Origin of the sequence: Streptomyces thermocarboxydus, from assembly GCF_024760485.1 — a bacterium.
Lineage (GTDB): Bacteria > Actinomycetota > Actinomycetes > Streptomycetales > Streptomycetaceae > Streptomyces > Streptomyces cellulosae.
In genome coordinates this window covers 6,129,985-6,147,275 of record NZ_CP058273.1, presented here as the reverse complement: position 1 = coordinate 6,147,275, position 17,291 = coordinate 6,129,985, and the positions used below count along the sequence as shown (strand labels likewise).

11 protein-coding genes and 1 pseudogene are annotated in these 17,291 nt (G+C 66.1%); 7 read left to right on the top strand and 5 right to left on the bottom strand.

The window, feature by feature from the left end:
• The first annotated feature begins 54 nt into the window (after nt 1–54).
• The 4 genes from AY578_RS28110 to AY578_RS28095 all read left to right on the top strand — a co-directional run bounded on the left by AY578_RS28110 (nt 55) and on the right by AY578_RS28095 (nt 8,823).
• Entirely contained in the window at nt 55–2,046 is a 1,992-nt protein-coding gene (locus AY578_RS28110; protein ID WP_258905994.1) for a type I restriction-modification system subunit M, read from the top strand.
• Nucleotides 2,043–3,329, top strand: a complete 1,287-nt coding sequence (locus tag AY578_RS28105; RefSeq protein WP_258905993.1) for a restriction endonuclease subunit S — start codon at nt 2,043–2,045, stop codon at nt 3,327–3,329. Before AY578_RS28110 ends, AY578_RS28105 begins: the two co-directional genes overlap by 4 nt.
• Nucleotides 3,326–6,508: a type I restriction endonuclease subunit R gene (locus AY578_RS28100; protein WP_258905991.1), complete on the top strand. Its 3,183-nt coding sequence runs from the start codon at nt 3,326–3,328 to the stop codon at nt 6,506–6,508. The genes AY578_RS28105 and AY578_RS28100 overlap by 4 nt, the downstream gene beginning before the upstream one ends.
• Nucleotides 6,509–6,687: 179 nt before the next feature.
• On the top strand, nt 6,688–8,823 hold the full coding sequence (locus tag AY578_RS28095; protein ID WP_258905987.1) for an AIPR family protein: 2,136 nt from the start codon (nt 6,688–6,690) through the stop codon (nt 8,821–8,823).
• Between the two features lie 69 nt (nt 8,824–8,892).
• Here AY578_RS28095 and AY578_RS28090 read toward each other — a convergent pair whose 3' ends face one another.
• Both AY578_RS28090 and AY578_RS28085 read right to left on the bottom strand, forming a co-directional pair.
• A complete protein-coding gene (locus AY578_RS28090; protein ID WP_258905985.1) occupies nt 8,893–9,084 on the bottom strand; it encodes a DUF397 domain-containing protein in 192 nt (63 codons plus the stop codon).
• Entirely contained in the window at nt 9,081–9,908 is an 828-nt protein-coding gene (locus AY578_RS28085; protein ID WP_258905984.1) for a helix-turn-helix domain-containing protein, read from the bottom strand. Before AY578_RS28085 ends, AY578_RS28090 begins: the two co-directional genes overlap by 4 nt.
• A gap of 149 nt (nt 9,909–10,057) precedes the next feature.
• Here AY578_RS28085 and AY578_RS28080 point away from each other — a divergent pair.
• Nucleotides 10,058–10,399, top strand: a pseudogene (locus AY578_RS28080) (ATP-binding protein); the annotation flags it as partial.
• Nucleotides 10,400–10,453: 54 nt separating this feature from the next.
• Here the strand turns inward: AY578_RS28080 and AY578_RS28075 are convergent.
• Nucleotides 10,454–11,452: an IS481 family transposase gene (locus tag AY578_RS28075; RefSeq protein WP_037639777.1), complete on the bottom strand. Its 999-nt coding sequence runs from the start codon at nt 11,450–11,452 to the stop codon at nt 10,454–10,456.
• 365 nt (nt 11,453–11,817) lie between these two features.
• Here AY578_RS28075 and AY578_RS28070 point away from each other — a divergent pair, with 365 nt between their 5' ends.
• Nucleotides 11,818–13,410 (top strand): serine/threonine-protein kinase, encoded by a 1,593-nt coding sequence (locus AY578_RS28070; RefSeq protein ID WP_258905981.1) that lies wholly within the window; start codon nt 11,818–11,820, stop codon nt 13,408–13,410.
• A gap of 185 nt (nt 13,411–13,595) precedes the next feature.
• On the opposite strand, the gene AY578_RS28065 is transcribed toward AY578_RS28070, so the two are convergent.
• Together AY578_RS28065 and AY578_RS28060 are read right to left on the bottom strand one after the other, a co-directional pair.
• Nucleotides 13,596–14,045, bottom strand: a complete 450-nt coding sequence (locus AY578_RS28065; protein WP_258905979.1) for a hypothetical protein — start codon at nt 14,043–14,045, stop codon at nt 13,596–13,598.
• The gene (locus AY578_RS28060) at nt 14,042–15,184 is read right to left on the bottom strand and encodes a DUF262 domain-containing protein (RefSeq protein WP_258905977.1); all 1,143 of its coding nucleotides are present in this window, start codon (nt 15,182–15,184) and stop codon (nt 14,042–14,044) included. Before AY578_RS28060 ends, AY578_RS28065 begins: the two co-directional genes overlap by 4 nt.
• A 294-nt stretch (nt 15,185–15,478) precedes the next feature.
• Here AY578_RS28060 and AY578_RS28055 point away from each other — a divergent pair, with 294 nt between their 5' ends.
• Nucleotides 15,479–17,149, top strand: coding sequence for a DUF6119 family protein (locus tag AY578_RS28055; protein ID WP_258905976.1), 1,671 nt, complete (start codon nt 15,479–15,481; stop codon nt 17,147–17,149).
• Nucleotides 17,150–17,291: the final 142 nt, after the last annotated feature.

The window sequence follows — 17,291 nt, the reverse complement described above, 5'->3', positions numbered from 1 at the left end:
TCCCCCGCACGCACAGTCATCCGTATGAGCCCCGGAAGGGAAACGGAAGAAGTCTTGAACAGCAGCAAGCACACGGAGTTGGCGAACCACGCGTGGTCCGTCGCCGACCTCCTGCGGGGGGACTACAAGCAGTCCGACTACGGCAAGGTCATCCTGCCGTTCACGGTGCTGCGGCGACTGGAGTGTGTGCTGGAACCGACCCGCGAGAAGGTCGCCGAGATCGCGGAGCAGTACAAGGACGGCGACATCGACCCGGACCGCTTCCTGCGCCGGGCCTCGGGCCACTCCTTCTACAACCGGTCGAACCTGACCCTGAAGAAGATCGCGGCGGACCCGCAGAACGCGGCGAAGAACCTCGCGGTGTACGTCGGCGCGTTCTCCGACAACGCCCGCGGTGTCCTCGACCGCTTCGAGTTCGCCCAGCAGATCAAGCGGCTGGACAGCGCGGGGCTGCTCTACCAGGTCATCGGCAAGTTCACCGACCTGGACCTGCGTCCCGAGGTCGTGCCCAACCACAACATGGGCTACATCTTCGAGGAGCTGATCCGCCGCTTCGCGGAGCAGTCCAACGAGACGGCCGGTGAGCACTTCACCCCGCGCGAGGTCATCCAGCTCATGGTGCGGCTGCTCGTCGCCCCGGACGGCGATGCGCTCCAGCTTCCGGGCGCGGTGCGCACGGTCCTAGACCCGGCCTGCGGCACAGGCGGCATGCTCTCCGCGATGGACGACCTGATCACGGAGCTGAACCCGGACGCCACGGTGGAGGTGTACGGGCAGGAGCTCAACCCCGAGTCGTGGGCGATCTGCCGGTCCGACCTCATGATCAAGGGGCAGGACCCCGAGAACATCGCCTTCGGCAACTCCTTCTCCGACGACGGCCACGCCCGTAAGACCTTCGACTACATGCTGGCGAATCCGCCGTTCGGCGTGGAGTGGAAGAAGGTCAAGGACGAGGTCGAACGCGAGCACAGGACGCTCGGCGAGGCCGGCCGCTTCGGCGCGGGCCTGCCGCGCATCAACGACGGCTCGCTGCTGTTCCTCCAGCACATGATCTCGAAGATGAAGCCGGTGGACGTGGACGGCGGGGGCGGCTCGCGCCTGGCGATCGTCTTCAACGGCTCGCCGCTCTTCACCGGCGCGGCTGGCTCGGGCGAGTCGGAGATCCGCCGCTGGATCCTGGAGAACGACTGGCTGGAGGGCATCGTCGCCCTGCCGGACCAGCTCTTCTACAACACCGGCATCTCCACGTACTTCTGGATCCTGACGAACCGGAAGAGCCCGGACCACAAGGGCAAGGTCGTGCTGTTGGACGCCCGCGACCAGTGGCAGAAGATGCGGAAGTCGCTCGGCGACAAGCGCAAGCAGCTGGGCAAGGAACACATCGCCACGGTGGTCAAGCTGTACGGCGAGGCGCTGGCGGTGGCGGGCGACGCGGAGCACCCGTTGCACGGCAAGGTGAAGGTCTTCCGGAACGAGGACTTCGGGTATCAGCGGATCACGGTCGAGCGCCCGCTGAAGCTGCGGTTCGAGGTGACGGAGGGGACGCTGGCGGCGCTGGAGGTGTCCAAGCCGATCCAGAAGCTTCCGCAGGCTGCGGTCCTGGCGGACGCCTTCAAGTCCCTGATGGGCACGAGCTGGGGTACGAAGCAGGAGGCCTGGCTCGCGCTGAAGGACGCGGTGGTCCAGGCCGGCGGGACGTGGCCGACTGGAGCGCCGTTCAACAAGGCGCTGCGGGAGGTCGTCGGGGTTCGGGACCCGGAGGGCGAGGTGCAGCGCGTCAAGGGGCAGCCTGAGCCGGACGCTGAGCTGCGGGACTACGAGAACGTGCCGCTGGGCGAGGACGTCGAGGAGTACCTGGGGCGGAAGGTGCACCCGCATGTGCCGGATGCGTGGATCGACCACAGCAAGACGAAGATCGGGTACGAGATTCCGTTCACGCGGCATTTTTATGTTCATAAGCCGCCTCGACCGTTGGCAGAGATCGACAGCGAGCTGAAGGCGCTAGAGGCTGAGATCCAGGGGTTGCTGCGGGAGGTCACGGAATGAGCTCTGTACTGGGTTTCACCCTCCCGAACTCCTGGTCCTCCGCTCCACTGAAGCACGTGACATCAACGTTGAAGCGTGGCTCTGCTCCTACCTACGTTGATGCTGGCCCCGTAAGAGTCATCAGTCAGGCCTCGAACCAAGCTAGCGGTCTCGACTGGTCGCGTGCTCGCTTCCATAACTTCAGCGGCAACCCTAAGAGCCTCAAGGGATACCTGTGCCCGAACGACGTGCTCATCAACTCCACGGGCACAGGCACCCTGGGTCGCGTCGGATACTTCACTGATTCGCCGGACGGGCTCCCATGCATGGCGGACAGCCATGTCACGATCGCGAGGGCAAAGCCCGACCAGTTGCATGCTCGCTTCTCCTATTACTGGCTCAGTTCGAGCCTGTTCCAGGAGTACACGTACACGGCCCTCGTGGTTGGGGCAACAAACCAGATCGAGCTCAACCGAGAGCGACTCGGCGACGCGCCAGTTCCCCTGCCACCGCTTGATGAGCAGCGCCGCATCGCCGACTTCCTCGACGCTGAGACCGCCCGCATCGACGGCCTTCTCGACGCTCGAGAGCGTCACATCGCTCTAGTCAAGGAGCGATGGGAAGCCACCATCTATCAGGAACTCATCCAGTCACGCGCACCGGAAGTGGAACTACGCAGACTGGGAGTCAAAGTAACAACCGGCCCATTCGGCACAGTCTTCAACGCATCGCAGTATCAAGAAGGCGGGGTGCCCATGGTGAACCCGCTGCACATTAGGAATGGAAGTATCACACCGGACCTCCACCATGCGGTGCCTCCAGAGACTGCGGCTCGCTTGGCGCGGCATCGTTTGCGTGCAGGAGACCTCGTCGTCGGCCGCAAGGGAGATCTTGGCAGAGCCGCACTGGTCCAGGAATCGCAGGATGGATGGGTTTGTGGGAGCGACTGCATTGCTCTGCATCCAGGCGGCAAGGTTCTTCCGCACTTCCTGGACTACGTCCTGCGCTCTCAATACATCAGATCACAGCTCCTAGCGAAGTCACTGGCAACAACGATGCCGAGCCTGAACGAGGGAAACCTACTTTCCCTTCGCCTCCCGCATCTGACGCTTGAACAGCAGGATGCGATGGCCGAGCGTCTGGACCGGGCGCACGATTGGCTTGTACGCGCCACCAACACCATGCGGAAGCAGTTGGAGCTGCTTCGCGAACGCCGCCAAGCCCTCATCACCGCAGCCGTAACCGGCCAGTTCGACGTGACCACCGCCAGTGGCCGCAACATCACCGAAGGAGTCACCGTATGAGCCCCGTGCACGACGAGTCGTCCTTCGGTTCCGCCATCGTCGCCGCCCTCTGCGAGCGCGGTTGGCGGGAAGCGAACCCCGAGGACTACCAAGCCGACCTTGGCCTGGACACCAACGAGCTGTTCACCTTCATCGGGGCGACCCAGCCCGACGAGTGGGAGGAACTCCTCACCGTCTACGGCGGCAACCCCAACGAGGCACAGCGCGGTTTCGCACAGCGGCTCGACCGGGCCATCGCCGACGACGGGCTGCTCCACGTCCTCCGTAACGGCGTGAAGGACCGTGGAGTCCGGTTCCGCGTCGCCTACTTCAAGCCCAACCTCATCTCTGCCCCGTCCGTCCTCGACGGCTACCGGGCCAACCGTCTCACCGTCGTCCGGGAACTCCCCTACGCCACCAAGCAGGCCGACTGGGGCCACCGCCTCGACCTGACCCTATTCCTCAACGGCATCCCCGTCGCCACGGCCGAGCTGAAGAACCCGCTGACCGGGCAGGGCGTCGAGCAGGCCAAGGAGCAGTACCGGACCGACCGCGACTCGACCGAGCTGATCTTCACGCGCCGCGTCATCGCCAACTTCGCCGTGGACCCGGACCTGGTCTTCGTCACCACGCAGCTCCGCGGCAAGAGCACCCGCTTCCTGCCGTTCAACACGGGTTCGAACGGCCCCGGTCAGCCCGGCGGCGCCGGCAACCCGGCCCCGACCGCGCACGGCAAGTACGCCACGTCGTACCTCTGGGAAGAGGTCTGGCAGCGGGACAACTGGCTGGACCTCCTTCAGCGGTTCGTGCACCAGCAGAAGGAGAAGACGCCCGGCGGCGGCACCACCAAGTCGACGATCTTCCCCCGCTTCCACCAGTGGGACGTGGTCCGTAAGCTCACCGCGCACGCGTCCGTCCACGGCGCCGGCCAGAACTACCTGATCATGGCCTCGGCCGGCTCGGGCAAGTCGAACACCATTGGCTGGCTGGCCCACCGCCTCAGTGACCTGCACGCCCGCCAGGACCCCGCCGTCCTCCGGCCCGACGCCCTCGCCGACGGCCGTATCAAGCCCGGCGAGCCCGTCTTCGACAAGGTCATCGTCATCACCGACCGCCGCGCCCTGGACGCCCAGCTCTCGGCGACCGTCGGCAGCTTCTCGCAGACCGACGGCCTGGTCGTGAAGATCGACGAGAGGCACGGGGCGAAGAGCGAGCAACTGGCCCGTGCCCTCTCCCGGGACGCCGGCAAGATCGTCACCGTCACCCTGCACTCGTTCCCGGCGCTGCTGGACTACATCAAGCGCAACCCCACCGAGATCAAGGGCACCCGCTTCGCGATCATCGTCGACGAGGCGCACTCCTCCCAGTCCGGCGACGCGGCCACCGCCGTGAAGTCGGCCCTGCGGGACCTGGGCCTGGATGCCGACTCGGACGACGAGGGCGCGACCACGGTCGCCGTGGAGGACAAGCTCAAGGCGAAGGCGGTCGAGCGCTCGCACGCCGCCAACCTCTCCTACTTCGCCTTTACCGCCACCCCGAAGGCCAAGACGCTCGAACTCTTCGGCTCTGAAAGCGTGGAGAACGGCAAGACCGTCTACCGCCCCTTCCACACCTACTCTATGCGTCAGGCCATCGAGGAAGGCTTCATCCTCGACCCCCTGCGTAACTACGTCACGTACAACACCTACTGGAAGCTCGCGAACCTCAACCGCGACGAGAAGGAGGTCGACCCCTCCAAGGCGAACAGCCTGCTCGCCCGGTTCGCGCTCATGCACGAGCACACGGTGTCCCAGCACGCCCAGGTGATTGTCGAGCATTTCGTCGCCCACACCCGCGGCCGGCTCGGCGGCCGGGCCAAGGCCATGGTCGTCACGGCATCCCGTCACTCAGCTGTACAGATGGCACGCGCCATCAAGAGCTACATCGCGGACCGCGAGTACGACACGAAGTACCCGGACCTCGGCGTTCTGGTCGCCTTCTCCGGGTCTCTCACCATCGACGACGATGAGACCACCGAGAGCAAGGAGAACGGCGGTCTGCCGGAGAGCGGGCTGCCGAAGGCGTTCGCCTACACCCGCGCCGACGACAAGGCCGCGAGGGCAGGCGGCCGTGGCCAGCAGGAGTACCGGATTCTCGTCGTCGCCGAGAAGTACCAGACCGGCTTCGATCAGCCGCTCCTCACGACGATGTACGTCAACAAGACGCTGACCGGCATCGCCGCCGTGCAGACGCTCTCGCGTCTCAACCGCACCGCTGACCGCAAGTCGCAGGCCGACCTGGCCGTCCTGGACTTCGTCAACGAGGCCGAGGACATTCAGGACGCGTTCCGCCCGTACTTCGAGGAGGCGCACACCCTGCCCTCCGACCCGAACCTCCTCTACACGGCCCAGAGCCGCGTCATGTCCGCGCCGATCATCTCGGAGCAGGACATGGACCAGTTCGTCACCGCGTACTTCGAGGCGCAGGAGATGGCCGGCGGGTCGCAGTCCAAGTGGGAGAAGCTGCACGCCGAGCTCTACCGGCTCCTTTCCCCCGCCGTCACCCGCTTCAGCGCCCTGCTGGAGAGCGAGGAGGAGGACGACGTCGAGACGGCCGAGGAGTTCCGGGCCCACCTCAACGACTACGTCCGCAAGTACGGTTTCCTGGCGCAGATCGTCCCTTACCAGGACGCCGATCTGGAGCGGCTGTACCTGTACGGGCGTTACCTGCTCAACCGACTCCCCCGCCTTGCGGACGGTGGCGTCGACATAGGCGAGGTCGATCTCAGCCACCTGCGCGTCGAGAAGACCGGCGAGCACGACAAGTCCCTCGTCCCGGACGGCCCCGCCGAACTCAAGGGGTTCGGTGACGGGGTCGGCGGCGGTAAGGACGCGGAGAAGTCGCTGCTGTCCGAACTGATCGAGAAGTTCAACGCGAAGTTCGGCACGGAGTTCAACGAGGAGGACGTCCTCCCGGCCTTCATTGCCACGAAGAAGGACCCGAAGGTGCGGGCCGCCGCCCTCGTCAACGACGAGGAGAACTTCGGCGTCGTCTTCGACAAGAAGTTCGAGGAGAACATGATGGATCATGTCTCCACGATCGACACCCTCGGCAAGCGGTACTTCGGGACGGACCGGGACTTCAAGTCCAACCTCGACCGGAGCGCTCGCCGCGCGGCCTGGCGGATGATCCGCCGGGAAGAGGGTCTGGACGACTTCTGACAGCGCCTGGGGCACCGGCACCCGCCTGCGGTGCCCCAGGCGCTTGTCGGGCATGAAGTGCCCACGCCAGACCGACAGCACATGAAGCATCCGCCGAATCCGTCGGCCGATAACCGCGAGAAATCAACGCTACACTGCGTCAAGGGGACGCGGCGCAAGGTATTGGGGGCAAAGCTAAGTTGGATGAGACAGAACGCAAGGCCGCGACGGCGCCTATCCGTATCCACCAGATCCGCACTGCGCTTCTGCAGCAGTACAAGGGACTCATCTATGACGAGGACCTCAAGGGGTACGACCAAAATGGCTATGAACAGCGGTTCCTGTCCCGCGCATTAACTGCGGCCGCTGTACGCGAAGTGACTGGCTGTGATTACAAGGCCGCCGGCGCTGCTGTCATCGACGGCGAAGATGACCAAGGCATCGACGGCGTGGCAGTCACCGAGGGCACGCAGGAGGTCTGGCTCGTTCAGGCCAAGTGGAGTGACGAGGGCAAGGGAAAGCTCGACACCAACGCGGCACACAAACTCGTCGCTGGTCTCCGTCTCATCGAGCAGCGAAGTTTCGACCGCTTCAACGACCGCCTGGAGCCGATCGCCGCTCGTGTCAACGCAGCGATGCACGATGCGCGGCTGAAAGTGACCCTGGTCATCGCTGTCATGGGTGTGGGAACACTCAGTAAGGAAACCACCCACATCCTGGAAGACGCTCGGAACGAGTTCAACGGACTTGGACCGGTCCTCGACTACCGCGTGGTCCACGCTGCAGACATCCTTCGACAGATCCGTGAGGATCTCGCGCCCGAACCGGTTCAGGTAACCGTGCGTATGACGAACTGGCTTCGACGGAACACGCCGCTCACCGCTTATCAGGGCACGGTTCCGGCCAGCAACCTTGCCGAGTGGTACCTGGCGCACGGAAACCGTCTGTACGAGCAGAACTTGCGCCAGGCGCTCGGTACCACCCGAGTCAATTCAGGCATGCTGAGCACTCTGGCGGATGAGCCGGAGAACTTCTGGCTCTTCAACAACGGCGTGACAGTGCTGTGCGACCGACTCGACGAGGAGTGGCCGGGACGCCGCCGCCCGGATGAGCCAGTGCATCTGCGCATCTCAGGAGTCAGCGTCGTGAATGGCGCACAGACCGTCGCGGCAGCACATCGCGCCATGGAGGCGTCCCCCGAAACCGTGGAAGACGCCGAGGTAACGGTCAAGGTGATCGTCATTGACAAGCGCATGCCGGCTCTCCCGCAGCGCATCACCGAGACAACCAACACACAAAATCACGTGGAGCAGCGGGACTTCATCGCCTTGGACGAAGTGCAGGCGATGATCCGTGAAGACTTCATGCTGTCCCTGCAGAAGTCGTATGTATTCAAGCGTGGGGAGCCCGACCCGGCACCGGACGAAGGTTGCTCTGTTGTGCACGCCGCCATCGCCCTTGCTTGTGCGCACCGGAACACCGAACTCGCGGTACGGGCAAAGCGGGACACAGACCTTCTCTGGGAGCGCGGCAGCAGAGGCGCCTATCCTCGCCTCTTCGGAGAGCGGCCCAGTGCCTTCCAGATCTGGCGTTCGGTGCTTGTGCACCGCGCTGTGGGTACCGCGCTCAATGAAGAACGCAAGCGGTTCCAGAAGCGCGCCGCCGACGTGAGCCAACGCGGTGACCTACTCATCACCCACCTGGTCTTTCAGCTACTCGACCAGGATCGGATCGATGATCCGGAGTACGACTGGGACGCGGTACTGCAGGAAGTGCCTGCGCTCACCAATCGGGTGCTGTCCTGGTTGATCCACCACATCGACACGGAGTACGGGCCCACCTCCTTCCTCAGCGGAACACTCACTGATGGCGGGCGTTGCAAGCGACTCGCGGAGTTGGTGTTGCGTGACGCCCAACGAGAAGGCGTCATCCCCGACCTGCCGGCGGTCTACACGGCCACCAAGGGGAGCAAACGCAAGCCACGCCGACCCAACGCTGTGCCCACTCTCGTGGACAGCGGAAGGATCAAGAACGGCACCGCAGTCCGGCTACGCCTGTGGAACAAGCCCGAGGTCGAAGCGCTCACCCCTTGGCTCGCGGAGGACCCCCGACGCGGTGAAGCCACCTGGGTGAACGATCGGACGCGGTGCCTCGTGTGGGCGGTCGACGGGAAGGCCTACTCGCCGACTCGGCTGGTCCTGAACCTGTACGAACTCGCAGGCTGGCAGGAGGCACCCGTGGCCGTGCAGGGACCGGCACGGTGGACGTTGGACGGTAACGCCACCCTCTCTGATCTGGCACGAGCACTGCATGATGAGCAGGCCGAACAAGAGTAGGCACGGGGTAGCGCACCTGGGGCACGGGCATCCACTCGGTGCCCGTGCCCCAGGATGCGACTGCCCGGCTCAGCCGCGCGCGGTCTGCTCTACGAAGGCGGACCAGGCATTGGCGTCAACACTGAGCACTGGGCCCGTTGCCCGCTTCGAGTCCCTGACCTGCACAGCGTCAGGCGCGAGGCATACCTCGACGCATTCGCCTCCCTCCCCGCTGCTGTAGCTGCTCTTGAACCAGTGGGGCTCAGTTGCCTGGTGGTTCATTTCTCTCCCAGAAGTCCCTCGACGAAAGCCATCGACTCACGCGGAGTCAGGGCTTGCGCCCTGAGGATGCCGTACTGCTCCTCGACATCCCGCACCTCTTCCCGCTCGTTGTAGAGGCGGCTGGTCCGCTGGACCTCAACGTAAGCCATGCGCTGCCCGTCTCTGGTCTCGATGAGGGTGAACGGGCCGCCGAGGCCGCAGTGTTCGCCGCCAGAAGTGGGCATGACCTGGATCTCCACGTTCCTTCGTTGGCCGTGGAGCAGGATCTCTTCAAGTTGGCCTCTGTGCGTGGACGCACCGCCGAGCGGCCGGCGGATAACCGCCTCCTCGATCACGAAGCTCAGTGTCGGAAGCGGATTCCGGTCGAGGATTTCCTGTCGGGCCAAGCGAGCGGACACCCGCTGCTCAACGGTCGCCTCGTCGAGGAGAGGCCTGCGCATGGCGAAGACCGCGCGTGCGTAATCTTCGGTCTGGAGCAGGCCGGGCACTGCAAGTGCTCCGTAGACATGGAGAGAAACGGCCTCTTCCTCCAACCGTGCCATGTCCCGAAAGAAAGCCGGATACCGCGCCCGGCCCACCTCCCCCTTCATGGCCACCAGCAACCCGCCCGCGTCCAGCACCTCGTCCGCCTGATCGATGAACCGAGGCTGTGGCACCCGCCGTCCCTGCTCGTACGAGGCGATCGTGTCCGCCGAATACCCGACCCGCTTACCGAGTTCGGCCCGCTCCATCCCGGCCCGCGTCCGCAGCAACTTCAACTGCCGTCCGAACGCTCCGATGACGCCACGCGCAGGTTCGTCCTCCGCCTGCCGCTGCTCCGGCACCTCACCCTCACCCGTCACCGCTCACCCCACTTCCGCCGTTACGCGGCCGGCCGTACCGTCCCGTACACGGTGCGCGCCCGCGGGTACTCCCCATCGCGTCAGCGCGTCACCCCTGGTCACCGTATGCCACACCCGGCAACGCTGCGTACATGAACCGAACGGAACAACCCGCACCGGCGACCCCCGTCCACTCCTGCTTCACGCTTCACTTCAGCTCGACGCCCCGGGGCGCGCGCCTGGCCCGCCGGCTATGCGGGGAACGGCTGGACACCTGGGGCATCCCCTACGGCAGCGACGCCCACGACGTGCTGAGCCTCCTCGTCTCCGAACTCGCCACCAACGCCGTCACCCACGGCCACGTGACCGGCCGGGGCTTCCGCGTCCACCTCCTCGCCCTCTCCGCGTCCGATGCCGCGACGCTCACCATCCGCGTGGAGGTCACCGACACCCGGGGTGACAGGCTCCCGGAGCCCTCTGCCACCCCCGCGGCCCGCGCCGGCGAACCGGCCGCCGACTCCGCCCGTACCGGCGGACGCGGTCTCTTCCTAGTTGTATTGCCCTGTGAGGTTGGGGACGCGGCTGGCGGGTGGTTGCCCTTTCAGCGCGGTGTGTCCGCGGTGGTGATTGTAGGTGTGCAGCCATTGCGGGAACGCTTGGCGGCGCTCGGCTTCTGACCGGTAGGGGCGTGCGTAGGCCCACTCGTCCAGCAGGGTGCGGTTGAAGCGTTCGACCTTGCCGTTCGTCTGGGGCCGGTAGGGCCGGGTTCGCTTGTGGGCGATCCCGGTCGCTGCCAGGGCATCGCGCCAGTCGCGTGAGCGGTAGCAGGAGCCGTTGTCGGTCAGTACCCGTTCGACGGAGATCCCGGCCTGGGTGAAGAAGGTGTGGGCCCGCTGCCAGAAGGCGGTGGCGGTCTCCTTCTTCTCGTCCGCGTGGATCTCGCTGTAGGCGAGGCGGGAGTGGTCGTCGACGGCGGTGTGCAGGTAGCTGTAGCCGAGGTTGGGACGGCCGTGGACGGCGCGGGGCCGGGCGGGGTCGCGGTGCGCGGAGCTGTTGCGGCTGCCCTGAGCCCTGCCATGGACCTTGTGTCCGCCGCCGTCGGGGATGTTGCCCAGTTTCTTGATGTCGACGTGGACGAGTTCGCCGGGCCTGGCGCGTTCGTAGCGGCGCACCACGCGGCCGGTGGTCCGGTCGAGATGAGACAGGCGGGCCAGGCGGTAGCGGGTGAGCACGCGGTGCACGGTCGAGGGCACCAGGTGCAGGAAGTGCGCGATGCGGGCCGGTCCCCACCGGCGCAGCAGACGGACCTTGATGATCCGCCGCTCGGTACGGGTGGGAGTGCGGCCCGGGCTCGTGCGTGGGCGGCTGGAGCGGTCGGCCATGCCGGCTTCCCCCAGGCGGCGGTAGCGGTCGGCCCACCGCTGGGCGGTGGTGGGCGAGACCTGGAAGCGTTCGGCGGCCCGGCGCAGGGGCCAGCCGTCCTCGACCACGCAACGGGCCAGGCGCAGCCGTCCGGTCTCGGTCAGGGGTGCATTACGGTGGGGCACGAGGGCCTTTCTGGTTGGTGTAGACGTCGCAATCCACACCGAACCGGAAGGCCCTCACCCGTTCAAGATCCCTCGGCCGAGACCTGTCTCACCGTTCACAACCTCCCCGGACAGAACACCTAGTCGAGGCCCTCGCCGACAGCTGGGGCTGCGTACCGCGCCCGGACGGTCCAGGCAAGACGGTCTGGGCCGAGTACACGGTGGCCACCTCGGCAACCGTGGCCCCGGTGGCCCGATACGGCCCCTCCGTCGCGCCCTCGTAGGACGCGGCTGGACGCACAGATCGTTTTACAGAGAAACTGACCGCGTACCGATGGGCTCGGGGGAACGGGCGAGCGCGAGTGCAGGACGCGGGGCGGGGACAGGTGCCGGACAGACCGATCGCGGGCCGCTACGAGCTACTGGAGCGGCTCGGCAACGGCGGTATGGGTGACGTGTGGCGGGGGTACGACGCGGTGCTGGACCGGCCCGTCGCCGTGAAGCGGATCCGGCCGCAGGCCGTCGCCGCCACGCCGCAGCTGGCCGAGGAGCTGGAGCGGCGCTTCCGCCGCGAGGCGCGGATCACGGCGCGCATCCAGCACCCGGGCGTGCCGCAGGTGTACGACGCGGTCCTCGACAGCACCCACGAGCACCTGTTCCTTGTCATGGAGCTGGTGGAGGGCGTCACCCTCACCCGGTACGTGCACGAGGAGCGGCCCCTGCCGGTCAGCTGGGCGGTGGCGGTGGCGGCACAGGTCGCCACCGTGCTGTCGTACGCGCACGACGTGCCGGTGGTGCACCGCGACCTCAAGCCGTCGAACATCCTGGTGGCGCGGGACGGCACGGTGAAGATCCTCGACTTCGGGGTCGCGGCGATGCTTCAGACCGACGTCACCCGGCTGACGGCCTCCGGCCGGCCGATCGGCACGCACCAGTACATGGCGCCCGAGCAGGTGCGCGGCACTCGGGTCACTCCGCGCACCGACCTCTACGCCCTCGGCTGCGTGCTGCACGAACTCCTCTGCGGCAGGGCACTGTTCAGTGCGCCCGGTGACTTCGAGCTGATGGACCAGCACGTCCGGGCCGCGCCCACCCCGCTGCGGCGGCTGCGGGCGGACGTACCGGAGGAACTGGAGGCGCTGGTGCTGCATTTGCTGCGCAAGACGCCGGAGAGCCGGCCGGTTGACGTGCAGGAGGTGTACGAGCGGCTCATGCCGTTCCTGCCCGCACCCGGTGAGTCCTCCGCCCTCGGAGAGGCCGGGCCGCCTGGTGCGCCGGACCCGACCGGGCTCTACCGCCGCCCCTACGCGCCCCGGGCCCGGGCCGAGAACCGGCCGCGGGTCGCCCCGGGCTCGGCGGCTGCCGACCAGGTCGCCGAGCATGTGGTGTCACCTCCGGAACGGGAGTTGCTGCGGGCGCAGTTGCGGGAGGTCGACGAGCACTACATCGCCCTCATGGAGGAGGAGCGCTACACGCAGGCCGCCGAGGTCGCGGGCGAGATGATCGAGCCGCTGGCGCGCGCCCTGGGCGCCGAGAACAAGGCTGTTCTGCGGCTGCGCCGACGCCGCGCGTACAGCAGGCAGCTGGCGGGTGACCACCGGGCGGCGCTGCCCGAGTTCGAGACGCTCGCCGAGGCGTACGGCCGCATCAACGGGCCGACCGACGAGGCCGCCCGCGACTGCCGCGCCCAGGCCGCCCGCTGCCGCGGCGAACTCGGCCAGGCGACGGAGGCGCTGGCGGAGTTGCGGGCGGTCCTGGAGGTGGAGCGGGCCGTGGAGAGCGACGTCAGCGACGCGGCCGTGGAGCTGCGCCGTGACATCGGCATGCTGCTGCTGAGCCAGGGCGATCCGCTTGAGGCCCGAGCCTGCCTGGAGGCGCTGTACGAGGATGTCGTGCTCGTCCACGGCCCGCACCACGAGGTGGCCGCCGAGGTCGCCGAGGTCCTGACCATGCTCCGCCGGGAACTCGACGGCGGTTGATCGGCGCGCACGGTTGGTGAACGACCCTTACGCCTGACCAGTTCGTCACTCGCACCACGGGCCTGAGGCCAGCTGTTCGCATTGAGGAGGGGCAGCTCAGCTCAATCATGCCTGTGACTGTCGTCGACTGCTGGCAGCATTCGCAAGGAGCCGGTGACAGGTGCACACAGCTCAAGCCTGCGGCATCAGCTCGGCCCCGGCGTCAGCGTGTTCGTTTCCTCCGCGATCACTTCCTCGTCGGCCGGCGGCTCGTCGGTCTCCTGGCGGACGGTCTGGCTGGTGTAGTCGGGCAGACCCAGCAACCGGTTGAGGGCGTTGGCCATAAGATGCCTTCGGGCGGCCAGGAATTCCGGGAAGCGGTCCAGGGACCGCAGTCCCGGGTCGTCGGGAATCCACTGCTCGGCCAGCCGCTCCGGCGCGATCCCGGCCATGTACTCCACAGGCAGCTTGGAGGAGATCACCTTGTTGGTGTGGCCCGTCACAAAGGCGAGGTTGGCCAGACTGTTCCACTCTTCCTTGGGAAACGTCGACTGGACGCGCGCCTGAGGAAAGACGTGGTGGAACTCGATCTTGGCACGGGAGTTGACCGGCCGATCATTGATCGCGGTATTGGTCGCCCAGTCCTTGGCCCTCATCTCGAGTGCGGCAATGTAGAGGAGACGGAAGAAAGGATGAGTCGAGTACTTCTGCTCCAGGTCCCGCGGGTGGATCGGGCTGTCCACGGAACGCGGACCGAAGGCACGGCGGATGAGCTCGGTGAACAGGTGCTCCCCCGTCCGCTCCTTGACCAACCGTGCTTCGGCGTCGAGCTTCCCTTCCACCTGAAGGGAGTAATGGCTGAAGGCCATCGCGGTGTAGACCCACCGGCGCAGCAGTCCGACCTCCTCGGGCTGCAGCTTCCCCTGACGGTGATGTCGACGGCGAGACGCAAGGCTGTTTCCGTGGCCTGCCACGCCTCCTTGAGAGCGGCCCCGTCCATGGTGGAACCGATCAGCTTGATGTGGCGGGCTGTTGTCCCCGCGAGCAGACTCATGAGACGCAGGACCGCCTCCCGGTCGAGTCCAAAACCGACGTCCCTCAGCTCGTCGTGGAAGGCGTCCATCGTCTGCAGACCCTCCGCCCATCGGGCGGCGATCGCGCTGTAGACGAGGTCACCCTTGGACAGCCGACGCCCGCCCTTGTTGAGACGTGCGAAGACCTCGGCGACCTCCTCGTAGTCGTCGGAGCTGTAGGTGATCACCACGATCTGCTGTTTGCGGATGTCGTTGACCCGCTGAAGCCGCTTGGTCCACTCCCGGAAATCGGGATGCCCCATTTCGACGCCGGCGTCCATGAGGAGTTCGTAGAACTGGACGCCCTCTTGCAAGATCGTGGAAACGGGGATCAGGAGCGGGTCCTTGCGCTGCACCGCGCTCGGGTTGACGAACTCCTCGGTCCGCACGTCGAAGCGGAGGTCGATGAAACGGCCGTCAGCCTTCGACTCGGGCCGGTAGACCCATGCGAGCGAGGTGAGCCGCTGCTGCCCGTCCAGAAGATACAGCGGTTTTCGGCGGGACGTGGCGGACTGGACGACTGCAGCAGTCCGGAAGGGCACCTCCAGATTCGTCTCCCACAGGAGCAGCGCGCCCACGGGGTAGCCCCGGTAGAGGGAGTCGAAGAGGTCACGTACATCGGTACGCATCCAGACGAAGTCACGCTGGATGGATGGAATGACGATCTTGCCCTGCAGCAGATCTTCCACCGGAGAGACGACCGGCTCGTTGGACTGCTTCACACTCTCTCCCCCACCACTTTGTGTGTGTTGCGGCCAGGTTAGCCACCTCTGAGGACCGTCGGGTACGGCACACCTACCCCTCACACGGACAACACCCCATCCCCAATGCTTATTTGACGACGCTTTCAAGCCTACTAGAGTGTCACGCACGTTTCACCGTGAACGCCTCTTCGGAGGCATGGACTTGCTCGGAGGAACACGCCTCTGGTCGGCCAACCCGCGTCTTGTTGGCCGGACCGCAGGTTGGCGGTCAACACGGACAAGTGCGCTCGTCGCAGAGAAGAGGGGTCAGTCATGAGCAAGGGGAAGGCGACCCGGAAGTCGACTCTCTACCGTCTCACCCTCCCGGACAGCGGTGAGACCGACCTCCGGACGTGTGTACGCAAGCGGTACCTGGAGAGCGACAGCCACTCGGTCGAAGCCTTCGCCCTCGGTGACGTCGATGGTCTGGTGGTCACCGGCGGTGTCCGGAAAGACCGCGCGGACTGGTGTGACGTGATTCAGACGATCACAGGAGTCGATGTGGACGTGGCCAGCCAGGCCGCGGCAGGACTTGTTATCGCGCGCACCCCGACCGCGGTCTACGCCCTGACGTATGGGGTGGGCTACCACATGCTCGAAGCGGAGTACAAGGACGACGACTTCGGACTGCGGTTTGCCACTCGGAGTCTGGACGAGGACGGCGTCATACGGATCCGAAACCTCATCATGGACGGCCGAGGGCGGGTGGACGAATCGTCCGTCTCCAGGGGAGACCGCATCGACGGGTTCGGCATCGATCGCTACGGAGCCATCGTCAAGCGGCTGAGCGGCACGGTGAGCGACATCGCGCTGGCTTCCATCAGGGGAGGCCGGAGGAGCCAAATTCGTGTCGAGTGCGCGGGCAGTGCCATCAAGCTGCCCCTTGCAACCCAGGTCGACGACTTTCTCAGCGACCTCAGGGCCATCGAAGAGGTCTGTGCGAGGCAGCCCCATCCGGACCTGCTCTTCATCGACCGGGTCAGGGCGCTGCCCGCCTCCAGCCCGAAGGTCAGGGAAGCCCGGCAGGTCCTCGAGGAGTTGCTGGCGAATCCGGCGGGTGAACGGTTGGCCCTGGGTGTTCCGGAACAGTGCCTGGACGGCATCAACTCGGCTCAGTGCTTCCGGCTCAAGGGTCCCGGTCGACCCCGCATGGAGGTGGCAGACCTCGATCTCTCCGACCTGCTGGAGTACGTCCGCCACAAGCCGGCCGGGTGCCGCCTGGAGACCTTGGAACGCGTACGCGTCACGCTCTTCAGCGATGAGGACTGCCAGACCCCGGCCAGCAGCGCCGTCAAAGGGACACATTGGCTTTTGGCCGATGTTCCGGTAGGGCACGCTCGCTTCTTCTACAGCCACGGACAGTGGTACGAGGTGGGTGCCCAGTTCGTCGAGACGCTCGAGGACGAGTTGCGGGAGCTCCTGGGTAAGGCCCCGACGGTCTCTCTCCCGCCGTGGCCGAAGGGGCCGAGGGTCAAGAACCGGGACTCGCACGACGAGGACTGGTACAACAAGCAGGTCGCCGAGCAGAAGGGCCATACGCTCTTCGACAAGTCGAACCCGGTCACCACGAAGTTCAGAGGTGGCGGGCTGGAGATCTGCGACGTACTCGGCCCGGAGGGCCAGCTGATCTGTGTCAAGAAGGCGGACAGCAAGACGTCGCCGCTGAACCACCTTTTCGCCCAGGCGTCCGTGGCTGTCGAAGCCCTTCGCACCGATCCCGAGATGCGAGCGGCGTTCCAGCGGCAGGTTGCAGACCGCGCGGCCGGTGATCAGGCTCCGGACAGCGGATCCTTCCATGTGGTTCTAGGGATACTGCTCAAGGACGGGGAGGACATCAGTGTCACCTCCCTCTTCGCGTTCGCCCAGGTCTCCCTCCTGCAGCACGTCAGGCGGATGCGCGCGATGAACGCCGAGGTGGAAGTCATCACCATTCGTCGGCAGTAGCGGGTAGTGCGGCCACTTCGCGCGGGCACTCGGCGCCGCGCCGTTCGAACGAGCCTGACTCCGGCTACCACGGTGAGCCACGCCCTCCCTCTGGCGATGGCCGCTCTGCCATTCAGTCGGTCCGTACGTCACGGTCCTCAGC